At 67.6% G+C, this 20,173-nt stretch carries 21 protein-coding genes and 1 pseudogene; 17 read left to right on the top strand and 5 right to left on the bottom strand.

The window, feature by feature from the left end; genetic code table 11:
* Nucleotides 1–40 precede the first annotated feature (40 nt).
* Nucleotides 41–832 carry a ferredoxin--NADP reductase gene (locus F813_RS0105020; RefSeq protein ID WP_012981901.1) on the top strand — a complete coding sequence of 264 codons (792 nt, stop codon included), beginning with the start codon at nucleotides 41–43 and terminating at the stop codon, nucleotides 830–832.
* Here F813_RS0105020 and F813_RS0105015 read toward each other — a convergent pair whose 3' ends face one another.
* Together F813_RS0105015 and F813_RS0105010 are read right to left on the bottom strand one after the other, a co-directional pair.
* The gene (locus F813_RS0105015) at nucleotides 833–1,438 is read right to left on the bottom strand and encodes a DNA-J related domain-containing protein (protein WP_012981900.1); all 606 of its coding nucleotides are present in this window, start codon (nucleotides 1,436–1,438) and stop codon (nucleotides 833–835) included.
* Nucleotides 1,435–1,842: a YchJ family protein gene (locus F813_RS0105010; RefSeq protein WP_369759324.1), complete on the bottom strand. Its 408-nt coding sequence runs from the start codon at nucleotides 1,840–1,842 to the stop codon at nucleotides 1,435–1,437. Before F813_RS0105010 ends, F813_RS0105015 begins: the two co-directional genes overlap by 4 nt.
* A 130-nt stretch (nucleotides 1,843–1,972) precedes the next feature.
* On the opposite strand from F813_RS0105010, the gene F813_RS0105005 reads away from it, so the two are divergent.
* Nucleotides 1,973–2,818 carry an SDR family oxidoreductase gene (locus F813_RS0105005; protein WP_017925801.1) on the top strand — a complete coding sequence of 282 codons (846 nt, stop codon included), beginning with the start codon at nucleotides 1,973–1,975 and terminating at the stop codon, nucleotides 2,816–2,818.
* A 280-nt stretch (nucleotides 2,819–3,098) separates the two neighbouring features.
* Here the strand turns inward: F813_RS0105005 and F813_RS14615 are convergent.
* Nucleotides 3,099–3,397: pseudogene (locus F813_RS14615) on the bottom strand (hypothetical protein).
* A 433-nt stretch (nucleotides 3,398–3,830) separates the two neighbouring features.
* Here F813_RS14615 and F813_RS0104995 point away from each other — a divergent pair.
* On the top strand, nucleotides 3,831–6,608 hold the full coding sequence (locus F813_RS0104995; protein ID WP_017925800.1) for a valine--tRNA ligase: 2,778 nt from the start codon (nucleotides 3,831–3,833) through the stop codon (nucleotides 6,606–6,608).
* A 25-nt stretch (nucleotides 6,609–6,633) separates the two neighbouring features.
* On the opposite strand, the gene F813_RS0104990 is transcribed toward F813_RS0104995, so the two are convergent.
* Nucleotides 6,634–7,308 (bottom strand): YdcF family protein, encoded by a 675-nt coding sequence (locus F813_RS0104990; RefSeq protein WP_017925799.1) that lies wholly within the window; start codon nucleotides 7,306–7,308, stop codon nucleotides 6,634–6,636.
* Nucleotides 7,309–7,544: 236 nt separating this feature from the next.
* Here F813_RS0104990 and F813_RS0104985 point away from each other — a divergent pair, with 236 nt between their 5' ends.
* The 13 genes from F813_RS0104985 (at nucleotide 7,545) to F813_RS0104925 (ending at nucleotide 18,461) form a co-directional block, all read left to right on the top strand.
* Nucleotides 7,545–7,817: a phosphopantetheine-binding protein gene (locus tag F813_RS0104985; protein WP_012981895.1), complete on the top strand. Its 273-nt coding sequence runs from the start codon at nucleotides 7,545–7,547 to the stop codon at nucleotides 7,815–7,817.
* Entirely contained in the window at nucleotides 7,814–8,428 is a 615-nt protein-coding gene (locus F813_RS0104980) for a hypothetical protein (RefSeq protein ID WP_017925797.1), read from the top strand. The genes F813_RS0104985 and F813_RS0104980 overlap by 4 nt, the downstream gene beginning before the upstream one ends.
* A complete protein-coding gene (locus F813_RS0104975; protein WP_026148149.1) occupies nucleotides 8,425–9,765 on the top strand; it encodes an AMP-binding protein in 1,341 nt (446 codons plus the stop codon). Before F813_RS0104980 ends, F813_RS0104975 begins: the two co-directional genes overlap by 4 nt.
* Before the next feature lie 3 nt (nucleotides 9,766–9,768).
* Nucleotides 9,769–10,095 (top strand): hypothetical protein, encoded by a 327-nt coding sequence (locus F813_RS0104970; protein ID WP_017925795.1) that lies wholly within the window; start codon nucleotides 9,769–9,771, stop codon nucleotides 10,093–10,095.
* Entirely contained in the window at nucleotides 10,092–10,991 is a 900-nt protein-coding gene (locus tag F813_RS0104965; RefSeq protein WP_017925794.1) for a lipid A biosynthesis acyltransferase, read from the top strand. Before F813_RS0104970 ends, F813_RS0104965 begins: the two co-directional genes overlap by 4 nt.
* 46 nt (nucleotides 10,992–11,037) lie before the next feature.
* Entirely contained in the window at nucleotides 11,038–11,592 is a 555-nt protein-coding gene (locus tag F813_RS0104960) for a LolA-related protein (RefSeq protein ID WP_026148148.1), read from the top strand.
* Complete coding sequence (locus F813_RS0104955) at nucleotides 11,593–13,983, top strand: MMPL family transporter (RefSeq protein WP_017925792.1); 2,391 nt, start codon at nucleotides 11,593–11,595, stop codon at nucleotides 13,981–13,983.
* Between the two features lie 38 nt (nucleotides 13,984–14,021).
* On the top strand, nucleotides 14,022–15,206 hold the full coding sequence (locus F813_RS0104950; RefSeq protein WP_017925791.1) for a beta-ketoacyl-[acyl-carrier-protein] synthase family protein: 1,185 nt from the start codon (nucleotides 14,022–14,024) through the stop codon (nucleotides 15,204–15,206).
* Entirely contained in the window at nucleotides 15,203–15,979 is a 777-nt protein-coding gene (locus F813_RS0104945) for a beta-ketoacyl synthase chain length factor (RefSeq protein WP_012981887.1), read from the top strand. The genes F813_RS0104950 and F813_RS0104945 overlap by 4 nt, the downstream gene beginning before the upstream one ends.
* A gap of 51 nt (nucleotides 15,980–16,030) precedes the next feature.
* A complete protein-coding gene (locus F813_RS0104940; protein ID WP_017925790.1) occupies nucleotides 16,031–16,486 on the top strand; it encodes a hypothetical protein in 456 nt (151 codons plus the stop codon).
* A complete protein-coding gene (fabG, locus tag F813_RS0104935) occupies nucleotides 16,483–17,205 on the top strand; it encodes a 3-oxoacyl-ACP reductase FabG (protein WP_017925789.1) in 723 nt (240 codons plus the stop codon). Before F813_RS0104940 ends, fabG begins: the two co-directional genes overlap by 4 nt.
* Nucleotides 17,206–17,214: 9 nt before the next feature.
* Complete coding sequence (locus F813_RS0104930) at nucleotides 17,215–17,955, top strand: glycosyltransferase family 2 protein (RefSeq protein ID WP_017925788.1); 741 nt, start codon at nucleotides 17,215–17,217, stop codon at nucleotides 17,953–17,955.
* Nucleotides 17,956–18,065: 110 nt separating this feature from the next.
* On the top strand, nucleotides 18,066–18,461 hold the full coding sequence (locus F813_RS0104925; protein ID WP_017925787.1) for a hypothetical protein: 396 nt from the start codon (nucleotides 18,066–18,068) through the stop codon (nucleotides 18,459–18,461).
* A 114-nt stretch (nucleotides 18,462–18,575) separates the two neighbouring features.
* On the opposite strand, the gene F813_RS0104920 is transcribed toward F813_RS0104925, so the two are convergent.
* The gene (locus F813_RS0104920; protein ID WP_026148147.1) at nucleotides 18,576–19,067 is read right to left on the bottom strand and encodes a YhcB family protein; all 492 of its coding nucleotides are present in this window, start codon (nucleotides 19,065–19,067) and stop codon (nucleotides 18,576–18,578) included.
* A gap of 196 nt (nucleotides 19,068–19,263) precedes the next feature.
* Between F813_RS0104920 and F813_RS0104915 the strand changes: the two genes are divergently transcribed.
* Nucleotides 19,264–19,869, top strand: coding sequence for a DUF2459 domain-containing protein (locus F813_RS0104915; RefSeq protein ID WP_012981881.1), 606 nt, complete (start codon nucleotides 19,264–19,266; stop codon nucleotides 19,867–19,869).
* The last annotated feature ends 304 nt before the right edge of the window (nucleotides 19,870–20,173 follow it).

Here is a 20,173-nt window from a genome sequence, read left to right as displayed (position 1 = left end):
TAGCGTGCAGCCATTCTCAATCGATCAACCGTGGGAACCCATGCCGTATTCGGAAGAACAGATCACCTCGACCCATCGCTGGTCGGACAAGACCTTCAGCTTCAAGACCACGCGCCCGGAAGGCCTGCAGTTCAAGAACGGGCAGTTCGTGACGCTGGGGCTGCGCCCCGAGGGCAAGCTGATCCCGCGCGCCTATTCGATCGTCTCCGAGCCCGAGGCCGAGGAACTGGAGTTCCTGAGCATCCACGTGCCCGACGGCGCGTTGACCAGCCGCCTGGCCCAGGCCGGGCCGGGCGATTCAGTCTGGATCAACACCAAGGTCACGGGCTCACTGACCTTCGACTACGTGCAGCCCGGACGCACCCTGTACATGCTCGCGACCGGAACGGGGCTGGCCCCGTTCATCTCGCTGATCCGCAGCCCGGAACTGTTCGAACACTTCGAAAACGCGGTGCTGGTGCACAGCGTGCGTACCGTCGAGGAGCTGGCCTATCGCCAGGAGATCGAGTCACGCATCAGCGACCGGCTGCGCTACGTACCGACGGTCACCCGCGAGAACCACGACTTTGCCTGCCCGATCGCGCAGCAGCCGTACGACAACAACCAGCGCGGGGCCGACATGTTCCGCTCCGGCGAACTGTTCCAGATCCTCAACCTGCCCCCGGCGGATCCGGAGCACGACCGCGTGATGCTCTGCGGCAACCCGGCGATGAACCGCGAAATGAGCGAATGGCTGGTCGAACATGGCTGGACCCAGACGAACTACAAGGGGGTCGGCAACTTCACCGTGGAGCAGGCCTTCGTGACCACGATGTCCGACTCGGACGACTGACTACCCCTGCGCCAGCAGTACCCAGCGGGCCGCATTGATCCGCTGCAGGGTGGCCGTGTCACCGCCCCGGTCGGGGTGGTGACGCTGGGCCAGGCGCCGATACTGCTGGCGGATCGCCGCCGCATCGACCGGATCCTCCAGCCCCAGCACCTCGAGCGCCTGTTCGCGCTGCTGATCCCGCGCCAGATGCGACCAGAACTCGCCCAGCAGCGCCTCCACCGCGGCCGCATCCATCCTCTCCAGCCGCATCAGGTCCAGGTAGTAGGCCCGCAACGGATCACCCCGCGCCGGCAGGCCTGATCCCGCATCCACCACCGGTAACGGCTCGACCCCGATATCCAGACAATGGATGCGCAGCCACTCGCCCTGCCCCGCGAGCTGGTCGCGCAGCCGGTACAGGCAGTGGAACAGCACAAAGTGGGTCTGGAACAGGCTCAACGGCTCCTGCAGGCGCGCCGCCGCGAACGGTTCCACGTCCAGATCACGCAGCTGCGCAATCAGCCCGTGCTCCGTACATCCGCGCGGATATTCGCGCACCGCCTCCAACACCCGCTCCAGCAATGCCGCATCCACCGGTGAACCGGCTGGCCGATTCCCATCGATCATGCGCCCGGAAACTCCCCGTCGACATAGACCCAGCGCCCGTCCTCGCGGTGGAAACGGCTGCGCTCGTGCAGGCGCACCCCCTGCCCGCGCACCCGCGAGCGGGCGACGAACTCGACCCAACCCTCCTGATCCTCCGGCCCGCCGGCCCCGGTCGCGCGGATCGCCAGACCCAGCCAGCGCTGGTCCGGCTCGAGCATCAGGGATTCCGGTCGCGTCGCGGCGGCCCAGGTCGCCAGCAGATAGTCCTCGCGCCCCTCCGCGAAGGCGGCATAGCGCGAGCGCATCAGCGCCTCCGCCGTCGGAGCCGCCGCCGCGCCGTCCAGATACGGCCCGCAGCAGACCGCCCGGTTCCGCCCGGACCCGCAAGCACACGCATCCCCCTTCCTGCGCCCGGCCTTGCCCAAGTGATACCCCCTCATCGAAGCCCCCGTCAGCATGCCCGAGCCATCGCCCCGGGTCGAACCCCCAATTCGGGGCTGGTCTTTCACCTGTGGAAACGTTAGGTTGCGAAAGCACCCAACGAAACGCTGATTCATGGCCAACATCCTGATCCTGGGCTGCGGCGATCTCGGCTGCGGCGTCGGAGAACAGCTCGCCGCAGCCGGCCACACGGTCTGGGGCCTGCGCCGCCAGCCGGAACGCATCCCGGAACCGATCCAGCCGCTGGCCGGCGACTTCGCCCGCGCGGACGCCCTGCCGCCGCTGCCCCCGGCACTGGACACCGTCTATTTCATCGCCACCCCGGGCGAGTTCACCGAGGCCGCGTACCGCCGCGCCTATGTCGACGGCCTGTGCAACACCCTGGCCGCGCTGGAACAGGCCCGCCAGCACCCGCGCCGCATCGTGTTCGTCTCCAGCACCTCGGTCTTCGGCACCGACGACGGGCGCTGGGTGGACGAGACCAGCCCGGCCGAGCCCACCCGCTTCTCCGGGCGTTGCCTGCTGGAGGCCGAGCAATTGCTGGCCGACAGCCCGTTTGCCGGCGTGGTCGTGCGCTTTGGCGGCATCTACGGGCCGGGGCGCGAATACCACCTGCGCAAGGTGCGCGAGGGCGTGCGCGGTCAGCACGAGGCACCGGTCTGGACCAACCGCATCCACCGCGAGGACTGCGTGGGCCTGCTGACCCACCTCTTCCACCTGGACGAGCCCGAGCCCCTCTATCTGGGCGTCGATGACGAGCCGGCCCTTCGCCACGAACTGCTCGGCTGGCTGGCGCAGGAGATGGAGCTCGATCCACCGGGGACGCCGCCGATGCCGGCCGGCGAGGTCTGCGGCAAGCACTGCCGCAACGCGCGGCTGCGTGCCAGCGGGTATCGCCTGCGCTATCCCGACTACCGCACCGGCTATCGCGCACTGCTCGACCAGCTCGCCACCACCTGAGCCACGCTCTCACGCTCTCAGGCTGGGCGTGCTCGGGCCCCGATGTTTAGGTGGTTACGCCTAACCGTCTGCCCTGCTGTGGCTGGCCCTGGTTCGTCGTTGGGTGTTTACGGTGGCTTCGGTCCGCATACTGCCTGGCGCTGACTCGCCAGCGCGCCGCGAGGTACTTTCTTGCTTGCCCAAGAAAGTACCCAAAGAAGGGCACCCGGATTTCGCCCGGGAACCTCGCTCCGGACGCGCTGGGCCGGCGGCGCTGAACTCGCTGCGCCTGCGGCTTCGATCAGACATCCAGCGCCCCGAATTTGTAGAAAACGGGCCGGCCCATCACGCCCTCCGCGAGGGGCTCCATACGGGAGGAGAAGGTCAAAACAGGCGGTATCCAGACACCAGCAGCCAGCCCGCACCCCGTAGGGTGCGGTTGAGCGCAGCGAAACGCACCGTTCCCCGCGCCGTGCGAAACCCTGATGCGATTCGCTCCGCTCATCCGCATCCTACGCCCCCCGGCACCCGCTCTGCGGGTGCGGCGCGCAACGGCCGCAGGCCGAGCGTGCCGAAGATGTCCGAAAATCTAGCCATCATCCACGAGCTATATCGCTGGGATAGCCGTTGTTTTGACCTACCTCCCCGTTGTCGTCGCGCCGAGTGGAGAGGGTTTTCGCGGGAGAAAAGGCGCTGGATGTCTGAGCGGCGCCGAAGGCGCAGCGAGTTCAGCGCCGCCCGCGAAAAGCCTCGGAGCGAGGGAAACCCCGGCCCGCACAGCGGGCCGGGGTCGCGGCAGTCGGGCGTGTTTCTTGGGTACTTCTTTGCACGAGCAAAGAAGTACCTCGCGGTGCGCTCGCGAAAGAGCGCGTGGCAGGCGGCCAGACGAAGCCACCGTAAACACCAGATGCCGAACCAAGGCCAGCCTCCACGGCAGACAGCCGGCCCACGCTGCATGCGCCGGGCGGCCAGCGCGCCACGCCGTTATAATGCGCGGCTTTCCCTACACTCCGACCCGAGCGCGCCCGCGATCATGGACAAGAGCTTCGACCCCAAGAGCATCGAGCAGACCCAGTACGAACGCTGGGAGGCCGCGAACATCTTCGCGCCGCCGGAGTCGGGCGAGGCCAACTACTGCATCCTGCTGCCGCCGCCGAACGTCACCGGCACCCTGCACATGGGGCATGCGTTCCAGCACACCCTGATGGACACCCTGATCCGCTACCGGCGCATGCATGGCGACCGCACGCTGTGGCAGGGCGGCACCGACCATGCGGGGATCGCCACCCAGATGGTGGTCGAGCGCCAGTTGGCCGCGGAGGGCAAGAGCCGCCACGACCTCGGGCGCGAGGACTTCCTGAAGGCCGTATGGGAGTGGAAACACGAATCCGGCGGCACCATCACCCGACAGATGCGCCGGCTGGGCGATTCGGTGGACTGGTCGCGCGAGCGCTTCACCATGGACGACGGGCTGTCCGAGGCGGTGCGCGAGGTCTTCGTGCGCCTGCATGACGAGGGCCTGATCTACCGCGGCAAGCGCCTGGTCAACTGGGATCCGGTGCTGCACACCGCGCTGTCCGACCTCGAGGTCCTGTCGGAGGAAGAGTCCGGCCACCTGTGGCACTTCCGCTACCCGCTGGCGGACGGCTCCGGGCACCTGACCGTGGCCACCACGCGCCCGGAGACCATGCTCGGCGACACCGCCGTCGCGGTGCATCCGGAGGACGAGCGCTACCGCCACCTGATCGGCAAGACGATCCGCCTGCCGCTGGTCGGGCGCGAGATCCCGATCATCGCCGACGACTACGTCGAGGCCGAGTTCGGCTCCGGCTGCGTAAAGATCACCCCGGCGCACGACTTCAACGACTATGCGATGGGTCAGCGCCACGACCTGCCGGTCATCAACATCCTGACCATCGATGCCTGCCTGAACGAAAACGTGCCCGAGGCCTACCAGGGCCTGGACCGCTATGAGGCGCGCAAGCGGGTGGTCGCGGATCTCGAGGCCGAAGGCCTGCTGGAGAAGATCGACGACCACAAGCTGATGGTCCCGCGCGGCGACCGTTCCGGCACCGTGGTCGAGCCCTACCTGACCGACCAGTGGTACGTGAAGGCCGGCCCGCTGGCCGAACCGGCGATCAAGGCGGTGGAGGATGGCCGCATCCGCTTCGTGCCGGAGAACTGGTCCAAGACCTACTTCGAGTGGATGCGCAACATCGAGGACTGGTGCATCTCGCGCCAGATCTGGTGGGGCCACCGCATCCCGGCCTGGTACGACGCCGATGGCAACGTGTATGTCGGCCGTTCCGAGGACGAAGTGCGCGAGAAGCACGGCCTGGGAGCCGAGGTGGCGCTGGAACAGGACGAGGACGTGCTCGACACCTGGTTCAGCTCGGCGCTGTGGCCATTCTCCACCCTCGGCTGGCCGCAGGAGACGCAGGAGCTCAGGGACTTTTACCCGACCAGCGTGCTGGTCACCGGCTTCGACATCATCTTCTTCTGGGTCGCCCGCATGATCATGATGGGCGAACACTTCATGGGGGATGTGCCGTTTCGCGAGGTCTATGTCACCGGCCTGATCCGCGACTCGGAAGGACAGAAGATGTCCAAGTCCAAGGGCAACGTGATCGATCCGATTGACCTGATCGACGGCATCAGCATCGACGACCTTGTGGCCAAGCGCACCCGTGGCCTGATGCAGCCGCAGATGGCGAAAAAGATCGAGAAGACCACGCGCAAGGCCTTCCCCGACGGCTTCCCCGCCTTCGGCACCGACGCCCTGCGCTTCACCCTGGCCGCACTGGCCACCACCGGGCGCGACATCAAGTTCGACCTCGGCCGCATCGAGGGCTACCGCAACTTCTGCAACAAGCTGTGGAACGCCTCGCGCTTCGTGCTGATGAACGTCGAGGGCCAGGACTGCTCGGCCGCCGCCGACACCGCGGAGCAGCGCACCCTCGCCGATCGCTGGATCCTTGATCGCCTGGCGGCCACCGCCGAGACCGCCACGCAGCAGCTTGATGCCTACCGCTTCGACCTCGCCGCGCAGACGCTGTACGAGTTCACCTGGCACGACTACTGCGACTGGTACCTGGAGCTGACCAAGCCGGTGCTGAACAACGACGCCACGCCGGAGGCGGTCAAGCGCGCCACGCGTCACACCCTGGTTACCGTCCTCGAGGCCCTGCTGCGCCTGCTGCACCCGGTGATGCCGTTCATCACCGAGGCGATCTGGACCAGCGTGAAGCCGCACGCCGGCATCGATGACGACATCGAGTTCCTGGTGCAGCGCCCCTGGCCGGCGCAGGACGCCTTCCCGCGCGATACCGCCGCCACCGCCGAGCTCGACTGGGTCAAGGACTTCATCACCGGGCTGCGCCGCATCCGCGCCGAGATGGACATCGCCCCGGGCAAGCCGCTGCCGGTGCTGGTGAAGAACTGGAGCGAGGCCGACCAGGAGCGCTACACACGCCACCGTGGCTTGCTGGAATTCCTCGCCAAGCCCGAGAGCGTCACCTGGCTGGATGCGGACGACGAGGCACCGGAGTCCGCGATGGCCCTGGTCGACGAGATGCAGTTGCTGATTCCGCTGGCCGGGCTGATCGACAAGGATGCCGAACTGGCACGACTGGACAAGGAAATCGGCAAACTCGACAAGAACCTCGAGCAGAGCGCAAAGCGTCTGTCCAACGAAAGTTTCGTCGACCGCGCTCCGGCCGAGGTGGTGCAGAAGGAACGCGACCGCGTCGCCGAGATGCAGGCCACCCGCGACCAGCTCGCCGGCCAGCGCGAACGGATCCGCGCGATGTAGCAGCGGCGAACGCTACTGCAGGGGATCAGCTGATCCGGTCGAGCATCCCCTGATGACGAATCAACCGGGCAACGAGCCGCCCGGTGTGATACCAGTGCAGCATCCAGATTTCCCGCGCCAGGCGCAGCTGCGGCACCCGGGGTGAGCGCTCGGCAGGACAGGGACAGACCTCGAGTCCCACCCCACGCGCGATGGCCACCGCCCGGGGCAGATGGAAGCGACTGGTCACGAGCACACAGCTCGGCAGGCGGCCGCCGGTACGCTGGGCGAGCAGGTCGCGGGCGTTTTGCAGGTTCTCCAGGGTGTGCCGCGAGTCCTCTTCACAGAAGATGCGAGAGGCCGCCATGCCGCGCTGACGCAGGAAGGCCGCCCCCGCGGCCGACTCGCTGGGCCCTTCCGGCGAGGTGTAGCCCCCCAGCAGCAGAACGCGGGCCTCCGGGTCGCGCCGCAACAGGCGCAGGGCGCGCAACAGGCGCAGCCGATAACCCGGTCCGGGGCGTCCCTCTTGTAACTGCTGTCCCAGGACGATGACCCAGGGGGCTCGCCCTGGACAGTGCAGACTGCGCACCCAGAGATGCATGCACCCCCACAGCACGAGCCAGCTAAGCCCCGCCGTTAGCACAATGACCAGATTGGACAGCCCGAAGGTCAGCAGCCCATCCGGCCCGACGCGCCGCAGTCCCACCCGGCCGCCGATCACGACTTGCCCCCCATACTTGCCCCCCGACGGTTCGCTTGGTGGCCGAGTCGCCTCAGCCCGTGAGAGCACCCACTCTGCCGGCCCGCCCCGCAAAACCGCTTATTCCCAGCATTCGGAGGGTACCACGCCCCCCTGGGGTTGCGTATCATCGGCCCCGGGCCGGGAGGTGCTGGGCGCGCCCAGCACCTCCCCAGGGAGAGACGATTTCGGATTACGCCGCTATTTAGGGGAGAGACGTGGCAGCACAAACCGCAATGGAACAGGAAGTCGCCCGACTGATCGTCGACAGCCTGAATCTCGAAGAGGTCAGCCCCGAGGACATCGAGCCGGAGGCCCCCTTGTTCCGCGAGGGCCTTGGACTGGACTCGATCGATGCGCTGGAACTGGCGCTGGCCATCTCGCGTGCCTATGGTGTGCAGATCCGTTCGGATGACGAGAACAACCGCCAGATATTCGCATCCTTGCGGGCCCTGACCGCCCATATCGAGGCGCATCGAGCCACGTCGTGAGCCCCCGTCTCGCCGCCGCGGTAGCCCTGGGCTACCCGGTGGCCGTGATCGCGGGCAGCTTCCTGGAGCTGCCGCAACTGCCGCTGACCTGGCTGGTGCTGCTCATACTGGTCCTGGCCTGGCCGGCCCTGCCCGTACTCGGCCGAGCGGTAATGGCCCTGGCGCTGGTCGTGCTAGCGTTGCTTCTGGGGACCGAGCCAGCCGGGAAATGGCTGATCTATGCGGTACCGGTGCTTGTTCAGGGGGCCCTGGCCTGGCTGTTTGCCCGCTCCCTGCGCCCGGGCTCCACGCCCCTGATCACCCGGTATGCACTGGCCATGGGCGCCTCCGACAGCCCGCCGGTGCATCGCTATACGCGGCGGCTTACGGTTGCCTGGGCCCTGCTGTGCGGTGGGCTGGCCCTGCTGTCGGCGGTCCTCGCGGTGACGGTATCCACCACCACCTGGGCCATATTCGCAAATGGGATCAACTATCTGTTCCTGGCGGCTCTGTTCATGCTGGAATATCCATTACGATGCTGGCTCCTGCGCGACGAACCCCGGGCGGGTTTCCTGCGCTACCTCGCCGCACTGGCGCGCGCCGACCACCGCCACATCCTGAGGCAACGATGAGGAACTCGAACACGCTAGCGTTGATTGCCGACCACCCAACGCCACTGGCCTGGGTGGCGGGCCGCCGTGTCTCGCGGGCTGCATTTCTGGCGGATGTCCGCACCCTCGCCCGACGAATCCCGGCCGGCGGAGCCCACTTCAACCTTTGCGAGGATCGCTATCGCTTTGCGGTCGCGTTTGCCGCGATCCTGCTACGCGGCGGTGCCAGCATCCTTCCCCCGAACCGTGCCCGCACCACCCTGAGCGAGATCGCCGAACGTCATCCGGGCGCGCACGCCCTGGTGGACGAGCGGGACCTCCTGGTCACCACCCCCGCCATCCCGGTCACCGCAGGCGGCACGGAGCACACCCATGACGTGGGCGCGATCCCGGAGATCCCGGCGGATCAGGTTGCGGTGCACGCCTATACCTCGGGCAGTACCGGACAGCCCACTGCCCACAGCAGGAGCTGGAGCAGCCTTCATGTCGTGACGGCACAGGCCCTGCGCCGCTTCGGACTGGATACCGACGGGGGAACGCTGGTGGGGACGGTCCCCGCACAGCACATGTACGGCCTGGAATCCACGGTGCTGTATGCCCTGCTCGGCCCCTGCACCCTGCTGGCCGAGCGCCCATTCTTCCCGGACGATATCCGCCAGGCCCTGGCCGAGCATGCCCCGGCGAACCTTGTTACGACCCCGTTTCACCTGGACGCCTGCCTGCGGGCGGGGCTCACCTGGCCCAGGGCGGCGCGCATCCTCAGCGCCACGGCCCCACTGGAACAAGACCGGGCCCAGGCCGCGGAAACACTGTTTGGCACGACCGTCCGCGAGATCTACGGCTGCACCGAGGCCGGGGCGATTGCCAGCCGCGAGACGGCCCGAGAGCACCTGTGGACGGTCTATGACGGGATTGCCCTGACGACGCGGGACAGCGAACAGGTCGCGGTACAGGGGCCCCAGCATCCGGCACCGGTTCCCCTGCCCGACCGTATCGAGCGGGAAGATAACCAGCACTTTCGCATGCGCGGTCGCCTGGCGGATCAGCTCAATATCGCCGGCAAACGCGCCTCGCTGGCCGAATTGAACCGGCGCCTGAACGCCATCCCCGGCGTACAGGACGGCGTGTTCATCCCGCCCGACCCGGGGCAGGACAGCGGGACTGCACGCCTGGCCGCGATTGTCGTCGCGCCCGAACGCTCCGAAGCCGAGATCCTGGCCGCACTGGCCGAAACCACGGACCCACTGTTCCTCCCGCGCCCGCTCATCCGAGTGGATACCCTTCCCCGCAGCGCGACGGGCAAGGTCCCGCGCCAGGTCCTGCTGGACCTGCTGCACCAGCACAGCCAGTGCGCCTGAGCAATGGGACCGATCACCGCCACGCACCGCATCCCGGCCAGCCACCCCTCGCTGCCCGGACATTTCCCCGGCCAGCCCGTGGTACCGGGCGTGGTCATCCTGGACACGGTGGACGCCGTCGCGCGCGCAAGCGGTCTGGGGCCGGTGGCCACCCTGGCACGGGCCAAATTCCTGGCGCCGTTGCTCCCGGAGGTCGACTTCCGAGTAGAGATTGATCCCCCCGGTACCAGCGGCCTGCGGGCATTCCGCGTTATCGGCAATGGCGCAGAGACACCCGAACTCCTGTGTAGCGGACAACTGAGGCTGCACGACGACGGTCAATCGGCATGAGCCGCGGGTGGTTCAGCCAGGGGGAGCGAGGGTCCCCCCTGGCCCTGCGCATCATCCTGTGGGTCGCCTTGCATCTCGGGCGGCCGGCCGGACGCGCACTGCTCTACCCGATCACCGCCTACTTTCTCCTGTTTGCACCGAAGTCCCGGGGTTACAGCCGGGACTACCTGCGCCGTGTGCTCGGGCGCGAGCCGCGTCTACGCGAGATCGCCCGACACTTCCACAGCTTCGCGGCCGTGATCCTGGACCGTGTGTTTCTACTAGCCGGCAAGGACGCGTGCCTGGATCTTCATGTTCACGAGCGCGAGATCTTCCTCGAGCACGTCGAAAGCGGCCGCGGGGCCCTGCTGCTAGGGGCACACCTGGGCAGTTTCGAGGCCCTGCGGGTACTGGCGGTCGGCAAGAACGACTTTCCGGTGCGCGTACTGATGTACCGCGATCACAACCAGCGCATCACCCAGTTGCTGGAGGCGCTCAACCCCGAGGTCGCCGCGTCGGTCATTCCCCTGGGCGACACCGAGACCCTGCTGCACGCGCGCGACTGTCTGGAACAGGGGGGGATTGTGGCCACCCTGGCCGATCGCGTGGCCGAGAGCGACAAGATGGTGGAATGCCGTTTCCTCGGGGGCCGGGCCTTTTTTCCCCAGGGCCCGCTGCTGCTGGCCGCAGTACTCAAGGTCCCGGTCATCCTGTGCTTCGGCCTCTATCGCGGCGGCAATCGCTACGATATCGTCTTTGAGCGCTTTGCCGACGTCCTCGAGGCCCCCCGCGGCCGACGCGAAGAGGCCCTGGCCGAATGGGTGCAACGCTACGCCGATCGCCTCGAGACGCGCGTGCGCGAGGCCCCGTACAACTGGTTCAACTTCTATGATTTCTGGAATGACTCGTCCCGCTAAGCCTTGTTTCCGGCAACTGCCCAGGGTGCGGGTACTGGCCCTGGCGGTGCTCCTGCTGACCTGCCCGCTGTTCGCACAGGCGGAGACCTCCGGCGACACACTGGACCAGATCCTGGAAGCACTGGCCGACAATCCGCCATCACGTATCGACTTTCGCGAAACCCGTCAGGACCCCCTGCTCGAATTCCCCGAGACCCGTACCGGCACGCTGGTGTTCGAGCCGCCGGATACTCTGGAGCGCCGTATGGATGGCGACGGCGGTGAACGCGTGCGTATCGAGGGACGCCAGGTAATCGTGGAGCGCCGAGGCTCCAGCCGCGAGGTGGACCTGGACGAGCAGCCGGGCCTGGCCGCGTTTGCCGCCTTGTTCCGCTCCCTTGCCAAGGGGGAACGCGAGGGACTGGAAGAACACTTCGAAGTCGACACCGAAGGCGACCTGGAGGCCTGGAAGCTGGAACTCACTCCGCGTGACCGCGCCCTTCGGCGCATGATCCTCGGACTCAACCTCCAGGGCGAGGGCGGTGCCCTCCTGCGCCTGGATACCGAGGAGTCCGGAGGGCGCCACAGCCGCATGCAGCTCGATCCGCAAGACGGCGACTGATTGGTGCCGAATCGCTTTCCCCTGTCACCGGGACCGGCACTCTGGCTGATCGGGCTGCTGGTGGCAGCCAGCATCCTGCTGTGGCGGGGCGAACTGGTAACCGACCTCCAGGGCTTCACCCCGGAGCCGGTCACCGAGACCGGGGTGGCGCTGGACCCCGGGGGCGGCCCGGCCGGACAGATCCTGCTGCTGGGCCTCGAGGGCGGGAACAGCCGGGCACGCGCGGATGCCAGCGACCATCTGGTCCAGGCGCTGCGCGACCACCCCGCGGTCGCGGAGATCCGTAACGGGCGTCTCGACCCGGATGACCCCGCCCTGGATTTCCTGCTTGAGCACCGCTATCTCCTGAGCCCCGAGGTCACCCCGGAGCGCTTCTCTGTCGACACCCTGCGCGACCAGCTCGAGGAACGTCGGGAGGACCTCGGTAGTGCCGCCCCGCTGATGCCCCGGGAACTGATCGGCCGCGACCCCACGGGCGAATCACTGGTGGTGCTCGAACAGTTGGGACAGGCTGGTGGCGGGGGCGAACGCGACCGCCACGGCGTCTGGGTCGACCCCGAGCGCGAGCGGGCCCTGCTGGTCTTGCACAGCGCGGCTGAAGGCATGGATCTGGACGGTCAGCAAGCGCTCCTGAAGGCGCTGGACGAGACCTTCGCCGAGTACGCGGACGACCTGGATCTGCTCATCGCGGGGCCCGCCGTGATTGCGGTCGAAGCGCGCGGGCGCATCCGGGGCGAGATCACCGCCTTCAGCCTGGCCGCCAGCCTTGCCCTGGCCACACTCCTGCTGGTCGTGTTCCGCCACCCCCACCCCGTCTGGCTCGCGGCCGTTCCACTGGCGACCGGCATTCTGTCCGGCGCCGCGGTGGTGACAATGGTATTCGGTCACCTGCACGGGATCGCACTGGCGTTCGGCATTACCGTGCTGGGCATCGCGCTCGACTACCCATTGCACCTGTTCGCGCACAGCCGGCCGCCCCCGCGTGACGGGATGCGCGGCGTGGCACGCGAGCTGTGGCCGGCGATTGGCCTGGGCGCCGGGAGCACGGTACTGGTCTACGCGCTAATGGCGATCACGGGGTTTTCCGGCATGGCCCAGCTCGGGCTGTTCGTGCTGACCGGAGTTGGCGTGGCCGCGATCACCACGCGCTGGGTACTGCCTCGCCTGATGCCACAGGCGTTGCAGCGTGACGGGGTACCACCGGCCCGCCTCCCGGTACCGGCCGCTCTGACGCAGCCTCCGGTGGCGGCGCGCTGGATCCTGGCCGCCTCCGTGCTGGGGGCGCTGGTGGTTATCGCCAGCACCGACCCGTTCCCCTGGGAGGGCAACCTGGGCGCCCTGCACCCGGTCCCGCAGGAGCACATCGACCGCGACCGCGAACTGCGCCACGCCCTGGGACTGCCAGATATCCGCCATGCCCTGCTGATTACCGCTCCGGACCCCGAGCGGGCGCTACAGGCCATCGAAGCGCTGAACCCGGGCCTTGAAGATCTGCGCGACCAGGGGACGCTGACGGACTACGACCATGCGGCCCAGGTCCTGCCGAGCCAGACCTTGCAGCGCATACGCCAGGAGGCCCTGCCCGCCGCGGACACCCTGCGCGCGCGACTGGACACCGCGGTCGACGGGCTGGGTTTCCGCGCGGATGCCTTCGAGCCCTTTCTGGAGGATGTGGCCCGGACCCGCGACCTGGAGCCGCTCACACCGGAGACGCTTCCGGAAGGACCGCTGCGCCAGACGACAGGGACTCTGCTGATGCCGGACGTGGACCGCGGCGACTGGCTGGCCTGGGTGCGGCTCAGCGGCGTGGAGGATGCAACCGCGGTGAGACAATGGCTGCAGCGGGAACCGCTGGCAGACCTGCCCGGCCTGGCCGATGTGGGCGTGCAGCACGTGGATTTTCTGCGCGCCTCGGAGGACCTGGTCAGCGGATTCCGCGATCAGGCGCTGGAGCGGCTGGCCCTCGGCGTGGTGGCCGTCGCCCTGTTACTGCTGCTGGTCACGCGCGCGCCCGGGCGCAGCCTGCGCATCCTGACCGCGGTAGGGAGCGGGCTGGTCCTGACCGTGGCTGCGCTGATCCTGCTCGGAATTCCCCTGTCCCTTTTCCACCTGATCGCGCTGCTGCTGATCGTTGGCCTGTGCCTGGACTACGCCGTGTTTTTCAGCCGCCCGCTGAGCGACCTGCGCGCACGGCAGAACACAGCCGCCTCGGTCAGCATCTGCGCATTATCCACCGTGGCCGTGTTTGGCCTGCTGGCCCTTTCCAGTCTGCCGGTACTGCGCGCCATGGGGCTCACGGTAGTACTGGGCGTGGTATTTTCCTTTCTCGCAGCCGCGCTTCTGGCGCAGCCCCCCCGGTCGCGCCGTACAGTAGTCACCAACAATCCCTGACCCCACCGCCAACAGTCCCGCCAACCGCAGCCCGCCGAATGAATCCACTGGTCATCTCCGCCCACACCCTGACCTCCGCCACCGGAACCGGCCGCCAGGCCAATGCCGATGCTCTGCTCAAAGGGCATAGCGGACTGCGCGCCTGCGACCTGGACTCCGTGCAGCTGGACACCCACATCGGGCGTGTGACGGATGTGGAGGAGATCGTGCTGACGGATCACCTGGCCCCGTTCCAGTGCCGCAACCACCAGTTGGCCGAGCTGGGGCTGCGGCAGGATGGCTTCATCGAGGCCGTCGAGACCGCGCGCGAACGTTACGGTGCCGGACGTATCGCAGTCCTGATGGGCACAAGCACCTCGGGGATTGCCGCGACGGAACAGGCCTACCACCGCCGCGACCCGGCTACCGGGGACCTGCCACCGGACTACGACTACCAGCACACCCAGAACATGTTCTCGCTGGCCGATTTCGTCGGTACCCGGCTCGGCCTGCGGGGCCCGGCGATGGTGGTCTCCACGGCCTGCTCGTCCAGCGCCAAGGTCTTTGCCGATGCCGAACGCTTTATTGCGGCGGGGCTCTGCGATGCGGCGGTGGTCGGCGGTGTGGACAGTCTCTGCGGGATGACCCTGCACGGCTTCAATGCGCTGCAACTCGTGGCACCGGAACCCTGCCGCCCGCTGCATGCCGAGCGCGCCGGCATCTCCATCGGCGAGGCCGCCGGTTTCTTCCTGCTGGAGAGGCCCGACAGCGGCGCGGCCGGTCCCCGGCTGATCGGCCACGGCGAATCCAGCGATGCCCACCACATGTCGGCCCCGCATCCGGAGGGACTCGGCGCCGCGAGCGCCATGGAGCAGGCCCTCACGCGGTCACAGCGGTCCGCCGGGGCCATCGATTATGTGCTCATGCATGCCACCGCGACCCCGGCCAACGACCGCTCCGAGGCACGCGCCCTGGCGCGCCTGTTTGGTGCAGACAGCCGCGCCACCGGCACCAAGGGCCTGACCGGCCATACCCTCGGGGCGGCCGGGGCCGTCGGGGTCGCGCAGGCACTGGCCAGCCTGGAGCGGGGCTTCGTACCCGCCACGGCAGGACTGGACCGTCCGGACCCCGAGCTTGAACTGGACGCCCGAGGGGTCGCCGAGGAACGCGAGATCCGCCATGTACTCGTAAATGCCTTCGGCTTCGGCGGCAACAACTGCAGCCTGCTGCTGGAGGCCGCATGAAGGTTGGCATTGCGGGCGTTGGCCTGCTGGGCCCGGGCCTGGCCGATTTCGCCTCGGCACGCCCCGTCCTCGCCGGACAGGAGCCCTATGAGCGGGCGCCGGTGACCATCCCGCCGACCACCCTGCTGCCGGCCAACGAGCGCCGCCGCACGACGGACACGATTCGCCTGGCGCTGAAGGCCGCAGAGGAGGCCACAGCCGACTGCGACCGCAGCCAGCTGCGCTCGGTGTTCGCCTCGTCCTCCGGGGACATGGACATCATCGACCGCATCTGCGAGGCCCTGACACAGGCGGAGCCCATGGTCTCGCCCGTGCAGTTCCACAACTCGGTACACAACGCGCCGGCCGGCAACTGGTCGATCGCGACGGGAAATCCAGCCCCGGCAACGGCCATCTCCGGTTTCGATGCGACGCTGGCGGCAGGACTGCTGGAGGCCGCCACGCTACTGCAGGCTGACGGTGGCGAGGTCCTGCTGGCTGCTTACGATGTCGCTTCCATGGCCACGTTCCGGCGTGTACGGCCCATCACCGAGCCGTTCGCCGTCGGTCTGCGCCTGGGCCCCGCCGTTGCCGGGCGGCCCACCCTCGAACTGGCCTTGGGCGAAGGAGGCGATCCAACCCCCTGCCGCCAGGATTCGCTGGAGGCCCTGCGCGGCACCAACCCCGCGGCCCGTGCCCTGCCCCTGCTGGAGGTCCTCGCGCGCGGCGAAGGCGGTCATGTTACGCTTGCCGCGCCGCTGGGGCGATCGCTGGAGATCCGCGTCACGCCCTGATCTTTCCGCGGTTCGCCTCACTCTCTGCGACGGATCAGGACGATCCCACACATGAAGGCCGCCAGCCCCCAACTGAACCACGAGGCGATCTGCCGCCTGCTGCCGCATGCAGGCGCAATGTGCCTGCTGGAGACGGTGGTCGAATGGGACGAACAGGCGATCCGTTGCCGCGCCATCAGCCACCGCGCCCCTGATAACCCCTTGCGCAACACCACCGGGCTCCCGGCCCTGTCGGCGCTGGAGTACGGCGCCCAGGCGATGGCCGTGCATGGCGCCCTGCTGGCCGACGCCGGACCACCCAAGCCCGGCTTCCTGGCCGCGGTCCGCAACCTGCGCGTGCACCGGACGGTGCTGGACGACCTGAACGTGGACCTCGACATCACGGCCCGCAGCGTGATGTCGGATCGCAACAGCTCCATCTATGATCTCGAGGTATCGGCCGACGGCGAGCCCGTCCTGTCCGCACGCGCGACCGTGATCCTGCAAACCGAGGACACCCCGACATGAGCCATCGCGCACTGATCACCGGCGCCAGCGGTGCCATTGGCCAGGCCATCGCACGGGCCCTGGCCGACAGCGGCTGCGAGGTCCTGCTGCACGCACACCGCAACCCGGGCCCCGCCTGGGACCTGGCGGAACAGATCCACTCCGACGGCGGTCAGGCGGATGTCCTGGTCTTCGACATCACCGACGCCGCTGCCGCGCGGGCGCAGCTGGAGCCCGTCGCGGCTGCGCAGCCGGTGCAGATCCTGGTTCACAACGCGGGCGTGCACGACGACGCGCCGCTGGCCGGCATGAGCCCGGAACAATGGGCCCGGCCGATCGACGTCGCACTCAACGGGTTCTACAACGTGACCCAGCCGCTGCTACTGCCCATGATCACCACCCGCTGGGGGCGCGTGATTGCGATCTCCTCGGTGGCCGGCGTGGTGGGCAACCGCGGCCAGGCCAACTATGCCGCGGCCAAATCCGGGCTGCACGGGGCCATTCGCTCTCTGGCGCAGGAGGTCGGGTCGCGCGGCATCACGGCCAATGCGGTCGCGCCGGGGATCATCGAGACCGCGATGAGCGAGTCGAGCTTCGACACCGAGACGATCAGGCGCATGGTGCCCGCGCAGCGCGCCGGACGCCCCGAGGAAGTCGCCGGACTGGTGGCGTATCTGACCTCCGATCACGCCGGCTATGTCTCCGGCCAGGTGATCGGCATCAATGGCGCACTGGCCTGACCCGAACCGATGGCGATCGTCCACGCGCTGATACCGGCCCATAACGAGGCCCCCACGATCGCCGCCGTCGTCGCGGCCACGCGCCCCCATGTCGACCGGGTAATCGTGGTCGACGACGGCTCGCAGGACGGCACTGCCGAACGGGTCGAGACACAGCCCGGGATGGTGGAACTCCTGCGACTACCCCGCAATCGTGGCAAGGCGAATGCGCTGTGGACGGGCATGCAGCACGCCCTGGAACAGGGAGCGGATGCCGTAATCACGCTGGATGCGGACGGCCAGCACGATGCCTCGGAGATCCCGAACCTGATCACCGCCTGGCACACCCACCCTCACCATCTGGTGATCGGGGCACGACTCAAGGGCCGGGAAGCAACGCCCCCTCTGCGCCTGTTCGGCAACCGCACCGCCGACTTCTGGATTGGCTGGGCCTCGGGACAGCCGCTGCGCGATTCGCAGTCCGGCTTTCGGCTGTATCCGGCAGCACTGCTGCGACAACTGCATCTACCCCATGGCGAGCGCCGCAGCTTCGTATTCGAGAGCGAGGTCCTGATCGAGGCCGAGCGCCTGGGCTTCCCGGTCACCCTGGTACCCGTGCGCTGCATCTACCCGGACCAGCACCGCGCCAGCCATTTCCGCGCCGCAACGGATACCCTGCGCATTATCCAGATGGTCGCCCTGCGCCTGCTGGCACGTGGCCTGCACCCGCTTGGTCTATTGAGGCATCTGGGACTGCTTCGCAGACCCTGAAAACCGCGACAAGGCTCGGATTCACAAACCTTTTTCCAGGGCGGGCATGGCAATTCGCGGTCACGCTGCCTACACTGCCAGGTGATCATCCACCATCAAGGACAACACCAATGTCTGCAAGGCTCCTGCTGATCCTGCTCGTGGCCGGCGTGCTCGTACTCGCGGGCTGCCGCGGTACCGCACCGGTGCATGATGTCAGCGACACCACGATCACCGATGTGCACGGCGAGCGCCCAAGCGCAGAGCAGATGCAGCAGGCGATCCGCAACGCCGGCACGGCACTGGGCTGGCAGATCAGCGAAACCGAGCCCGGCCTGCTCGAAGGTCGGCTGTCGCTGCGCGACCATATTGCAGTGGTCGAAATCCCCTACAGCGACGGGGCGTACAGCATCCGCTACAAGGACAGCTCGAACCTCAACTACGAAGATGGTCGCATCCACCCGAATTACAACAACTGGGTACAGAATCTGGACAACCAGATCCGCGCGGAAATCTCGGCGCTCTAATCCCGTTACTCCCCTATAGCCACCCCGACAAACAGAAAGGCCGGGCATTCGCCCGGCCTTTCTCTGGTCTGCTCATCCGATTACGCACCGGCAGCAGAAGGAGGGTTCGCCCGCCTAATCGGCCCGCGGACGCGACGGCGACTGTTCGGCGTCGGAGGACTCGCGGTAGTCGCTCTCGTAGCGCCGGTCGGGTACATCGCCCTCCGGCTCCGAGTCGCGTTCGCGGTGACTGCGGCCCTCGCCCGGACTGCCGCCGTAATCACGATTCGGCACGTTCGACAACAGGCGCCCCGCGCGATCCTCCAGGCGGTCCCGGGTCGGCTTGTCTGCCAGCTCCTCCGCACTCTGGGCGAGGTGGTGGTAGAGGTCGCGATAGGAACCGGCCATGGTCGCGAACAGGGTGGCGGTACGATCAAAGTGGTCGTTGACCTGACCGCGATAGCGCGTCAGTTCCTGCATGCGCCGATCCAGCTCTTCCTCCAGCTCGCGGATCAGTTTGCGTTCGTCACTGGTGACGCGCCCAACCCAGAAACCCACCAGGCCGGCTACCACGATCGCCAGAATTCCGAGGGCCGTCCACAGCCCGACTGCCGTTTGATCTTCCACTGTCACCTTCCGCGAGGAAACACGGTCGCCATTGTGCCGCAGGGCCGTCGCGAACGCACTCGTCGTCACCATTCCCGGCCATGCTAATCTCGCTCAACGCGAACCAAGTCAATGGAACCCGCCCGAGCGGGTGACGGACAACGATTCGATCGCCCGTCGCGATCGTCGACACACATAGCCAAAGGCCCCCTGAACCATGCGCCCAAGGCAGACCACACGCTGGCCATCCCTGATCCTGGTCATCGGCCTGGCCGGGCTCCTGTCCGGTTGCGCCCCGACCACCCTCAAGGCCCCGGCGGAACCCGAAGACCCGGTGACCGTGGCCGTGCTCGACCATGGCCGCCACTCCAGCCTGGTGCTGCCGACCGAGCCGCCCGGGCACTGGCTGCGCTATTCCTATGGCGACTGGTCGTTCTATGTCGAACGCAATACCGGACCGGGTGCGATGCTGGCGGCCGTCTTCGCCTCGACCCGCGCAGCACTGGGGCGCCAGGAACTTGAGGGCGCCGATCTCAACGCCGCCGTGCGCACGAGTCTGCGGGTCCCGCTGGAGGACATCCACCACATCGAGGTCCCCGCCACGCGGGCGCAGGCGCTGATCGAAAAGCTCGAGGCCATATGGGAAGAAGGAGCCGACGAGCGCGTCGACTCGGCGGCCTGGGGCATGAGCTTCGTCCACCACCCGGATGCCTACACTCTGCGCCACAACTCGAACCACGTGGTCGCCCAGTGGCTGGAGAGCCTGGACGTCGAGGTATCGAAGAAACCGGTGCTCTCGAACTGGCAGGTCGAAACCCGCTAATCCAGGGAAACTCTGAAATCAGTGTTCCCTAGGGAGACGCTGATTTAATCGCACGTCCGCGTTGGTGCCCCCTGTTTTCCGAGACAAGGCGCGTCGTGCAGCGGGTAGTGGTTCTACCCGCAAGCGGCGCAACGCAGGATCGGGGAACAGGGGGCACCAACCCCACAAGCCATTAAAAGCAGGGGCTCGGCCGCTTTTGCGTGGGAACGGCGTTGCGGCTCCTTTGTGCAGAATGACTGCACGGCGGTCACCGCGCCTTGTTCACACGCAAAAGCGGCTCGAGCGCGGACGTGCGATTAAATCA

Origin of the sequence: Thioalkalivibrio sp. HL-Eb18, from assembly GCF_000364985.1 — a bacterium.
GTDB lineage: Bacteria > Pseudomonadota > Gammaproteobacteria > Ectothiorhodospirales > Ectothiorhodospiraceae > Thioalkalivibrio.
This window is presented reverse-complemented; position numbering and strand designations above follow the sequence as displayed.

Bases quoted from the DNA above. Each gene is read 5' to 3' on its own strand.
- F813_RS0105020 (WP_012981901.1), top strand. From the start codon at position 41: ATGCCGTATTCGGAAGAACAGATCACCTCGACCCATCGCTGGTCGGAC.
- F813_RS0105015 (WP_012981900.1), bottom strand. From the start codon at position 1,438: ATGATCGATGGGAATCGGCCAGCCGGTTCACCGGTGGATGCGGCATTG.
- F813_RS0105005 (WP_017925801.1), top strand. From the start codon at position 1,973: ATGGCCAACATCCTGATCCTGGGCTGCGGCGATCTCGGCTGCGGCGTC.
- F813_RS0104995 (WP_017925800.1), top strand. From the start codon at position 3,831: ATGGACAAGAGCTTCGACCCCAAGAGCATCGAGCAGACCCAGTACGAA.
- F813_RS0104975 (WP_026148149.1), top strand. From the start codon at position 8,425: ATGAGGAACTCGAACACGCTAGCGTTGATTGCCGACCACCCAACGCCA.
- F813_RS0104970 (WP_017925795.1), top strand. From the start codon at position 9,769: ATGGGACCGATCACCGCCACGCACCGCATCCCGGCCAGCCACCCCTCG.
- F813_RS0104965 (WP_017925794.1), top strand. From the start codon at position 10,092: ATGAGCCGCGGGTGGTTCAGCCAGGGGGAGCGAGGGTCCCCCCTGGCC.
- F813_RS0104950 (WP_017925791.1), top strand. From the start codon at position 14,022: ATGAATCCACTGGTCATCTCCGCCCACACCCTGACCTCCGCCACCGGA.
- F813_RS0104945 (WP_012981887.1), top strand. From the start codon at position 15,203: ATGAAGGTTGGCATTGCGGGCGTTGGCCTGCTGGGCCCGGGCCTGGCC.
- F813_RS0104940 (WP_017925790.1), top strand. From the start codon at position 16,031: ATGAAGGCCGCCAGCCCCCAACTGAACCACGAGGCGATCTGCCGCCTG.
- fabG (WP_017925789.1), top strand. From the start codon at position 16,483: ATGAGCCATCGCGCACTGATCACCGGCGCCAGCGGTGCCATTGGCCAG.
- F813_RS0104930 (WP_017925788.1), top strand. From the start codon at position 17,215: ATGGCGATCGTCCACGCGCTGATACCGGCCCATAACGAGGCCCCCACG.
- F813_RS0104925 (WP_017925787.1), top strand. From the start codon at position 18,066: ATGTCTGCAAGGCTCCTGCTGATCCTGCTCGTGGCCGGCGTGCTCGTA.
- F813_RS0104915 (WP_012981881.1), top strand. From the start codon at position 19,264: ATGCGCCCAAGGCAGACCACACGCTGGCCATCCCTGATCCTGGTCATC.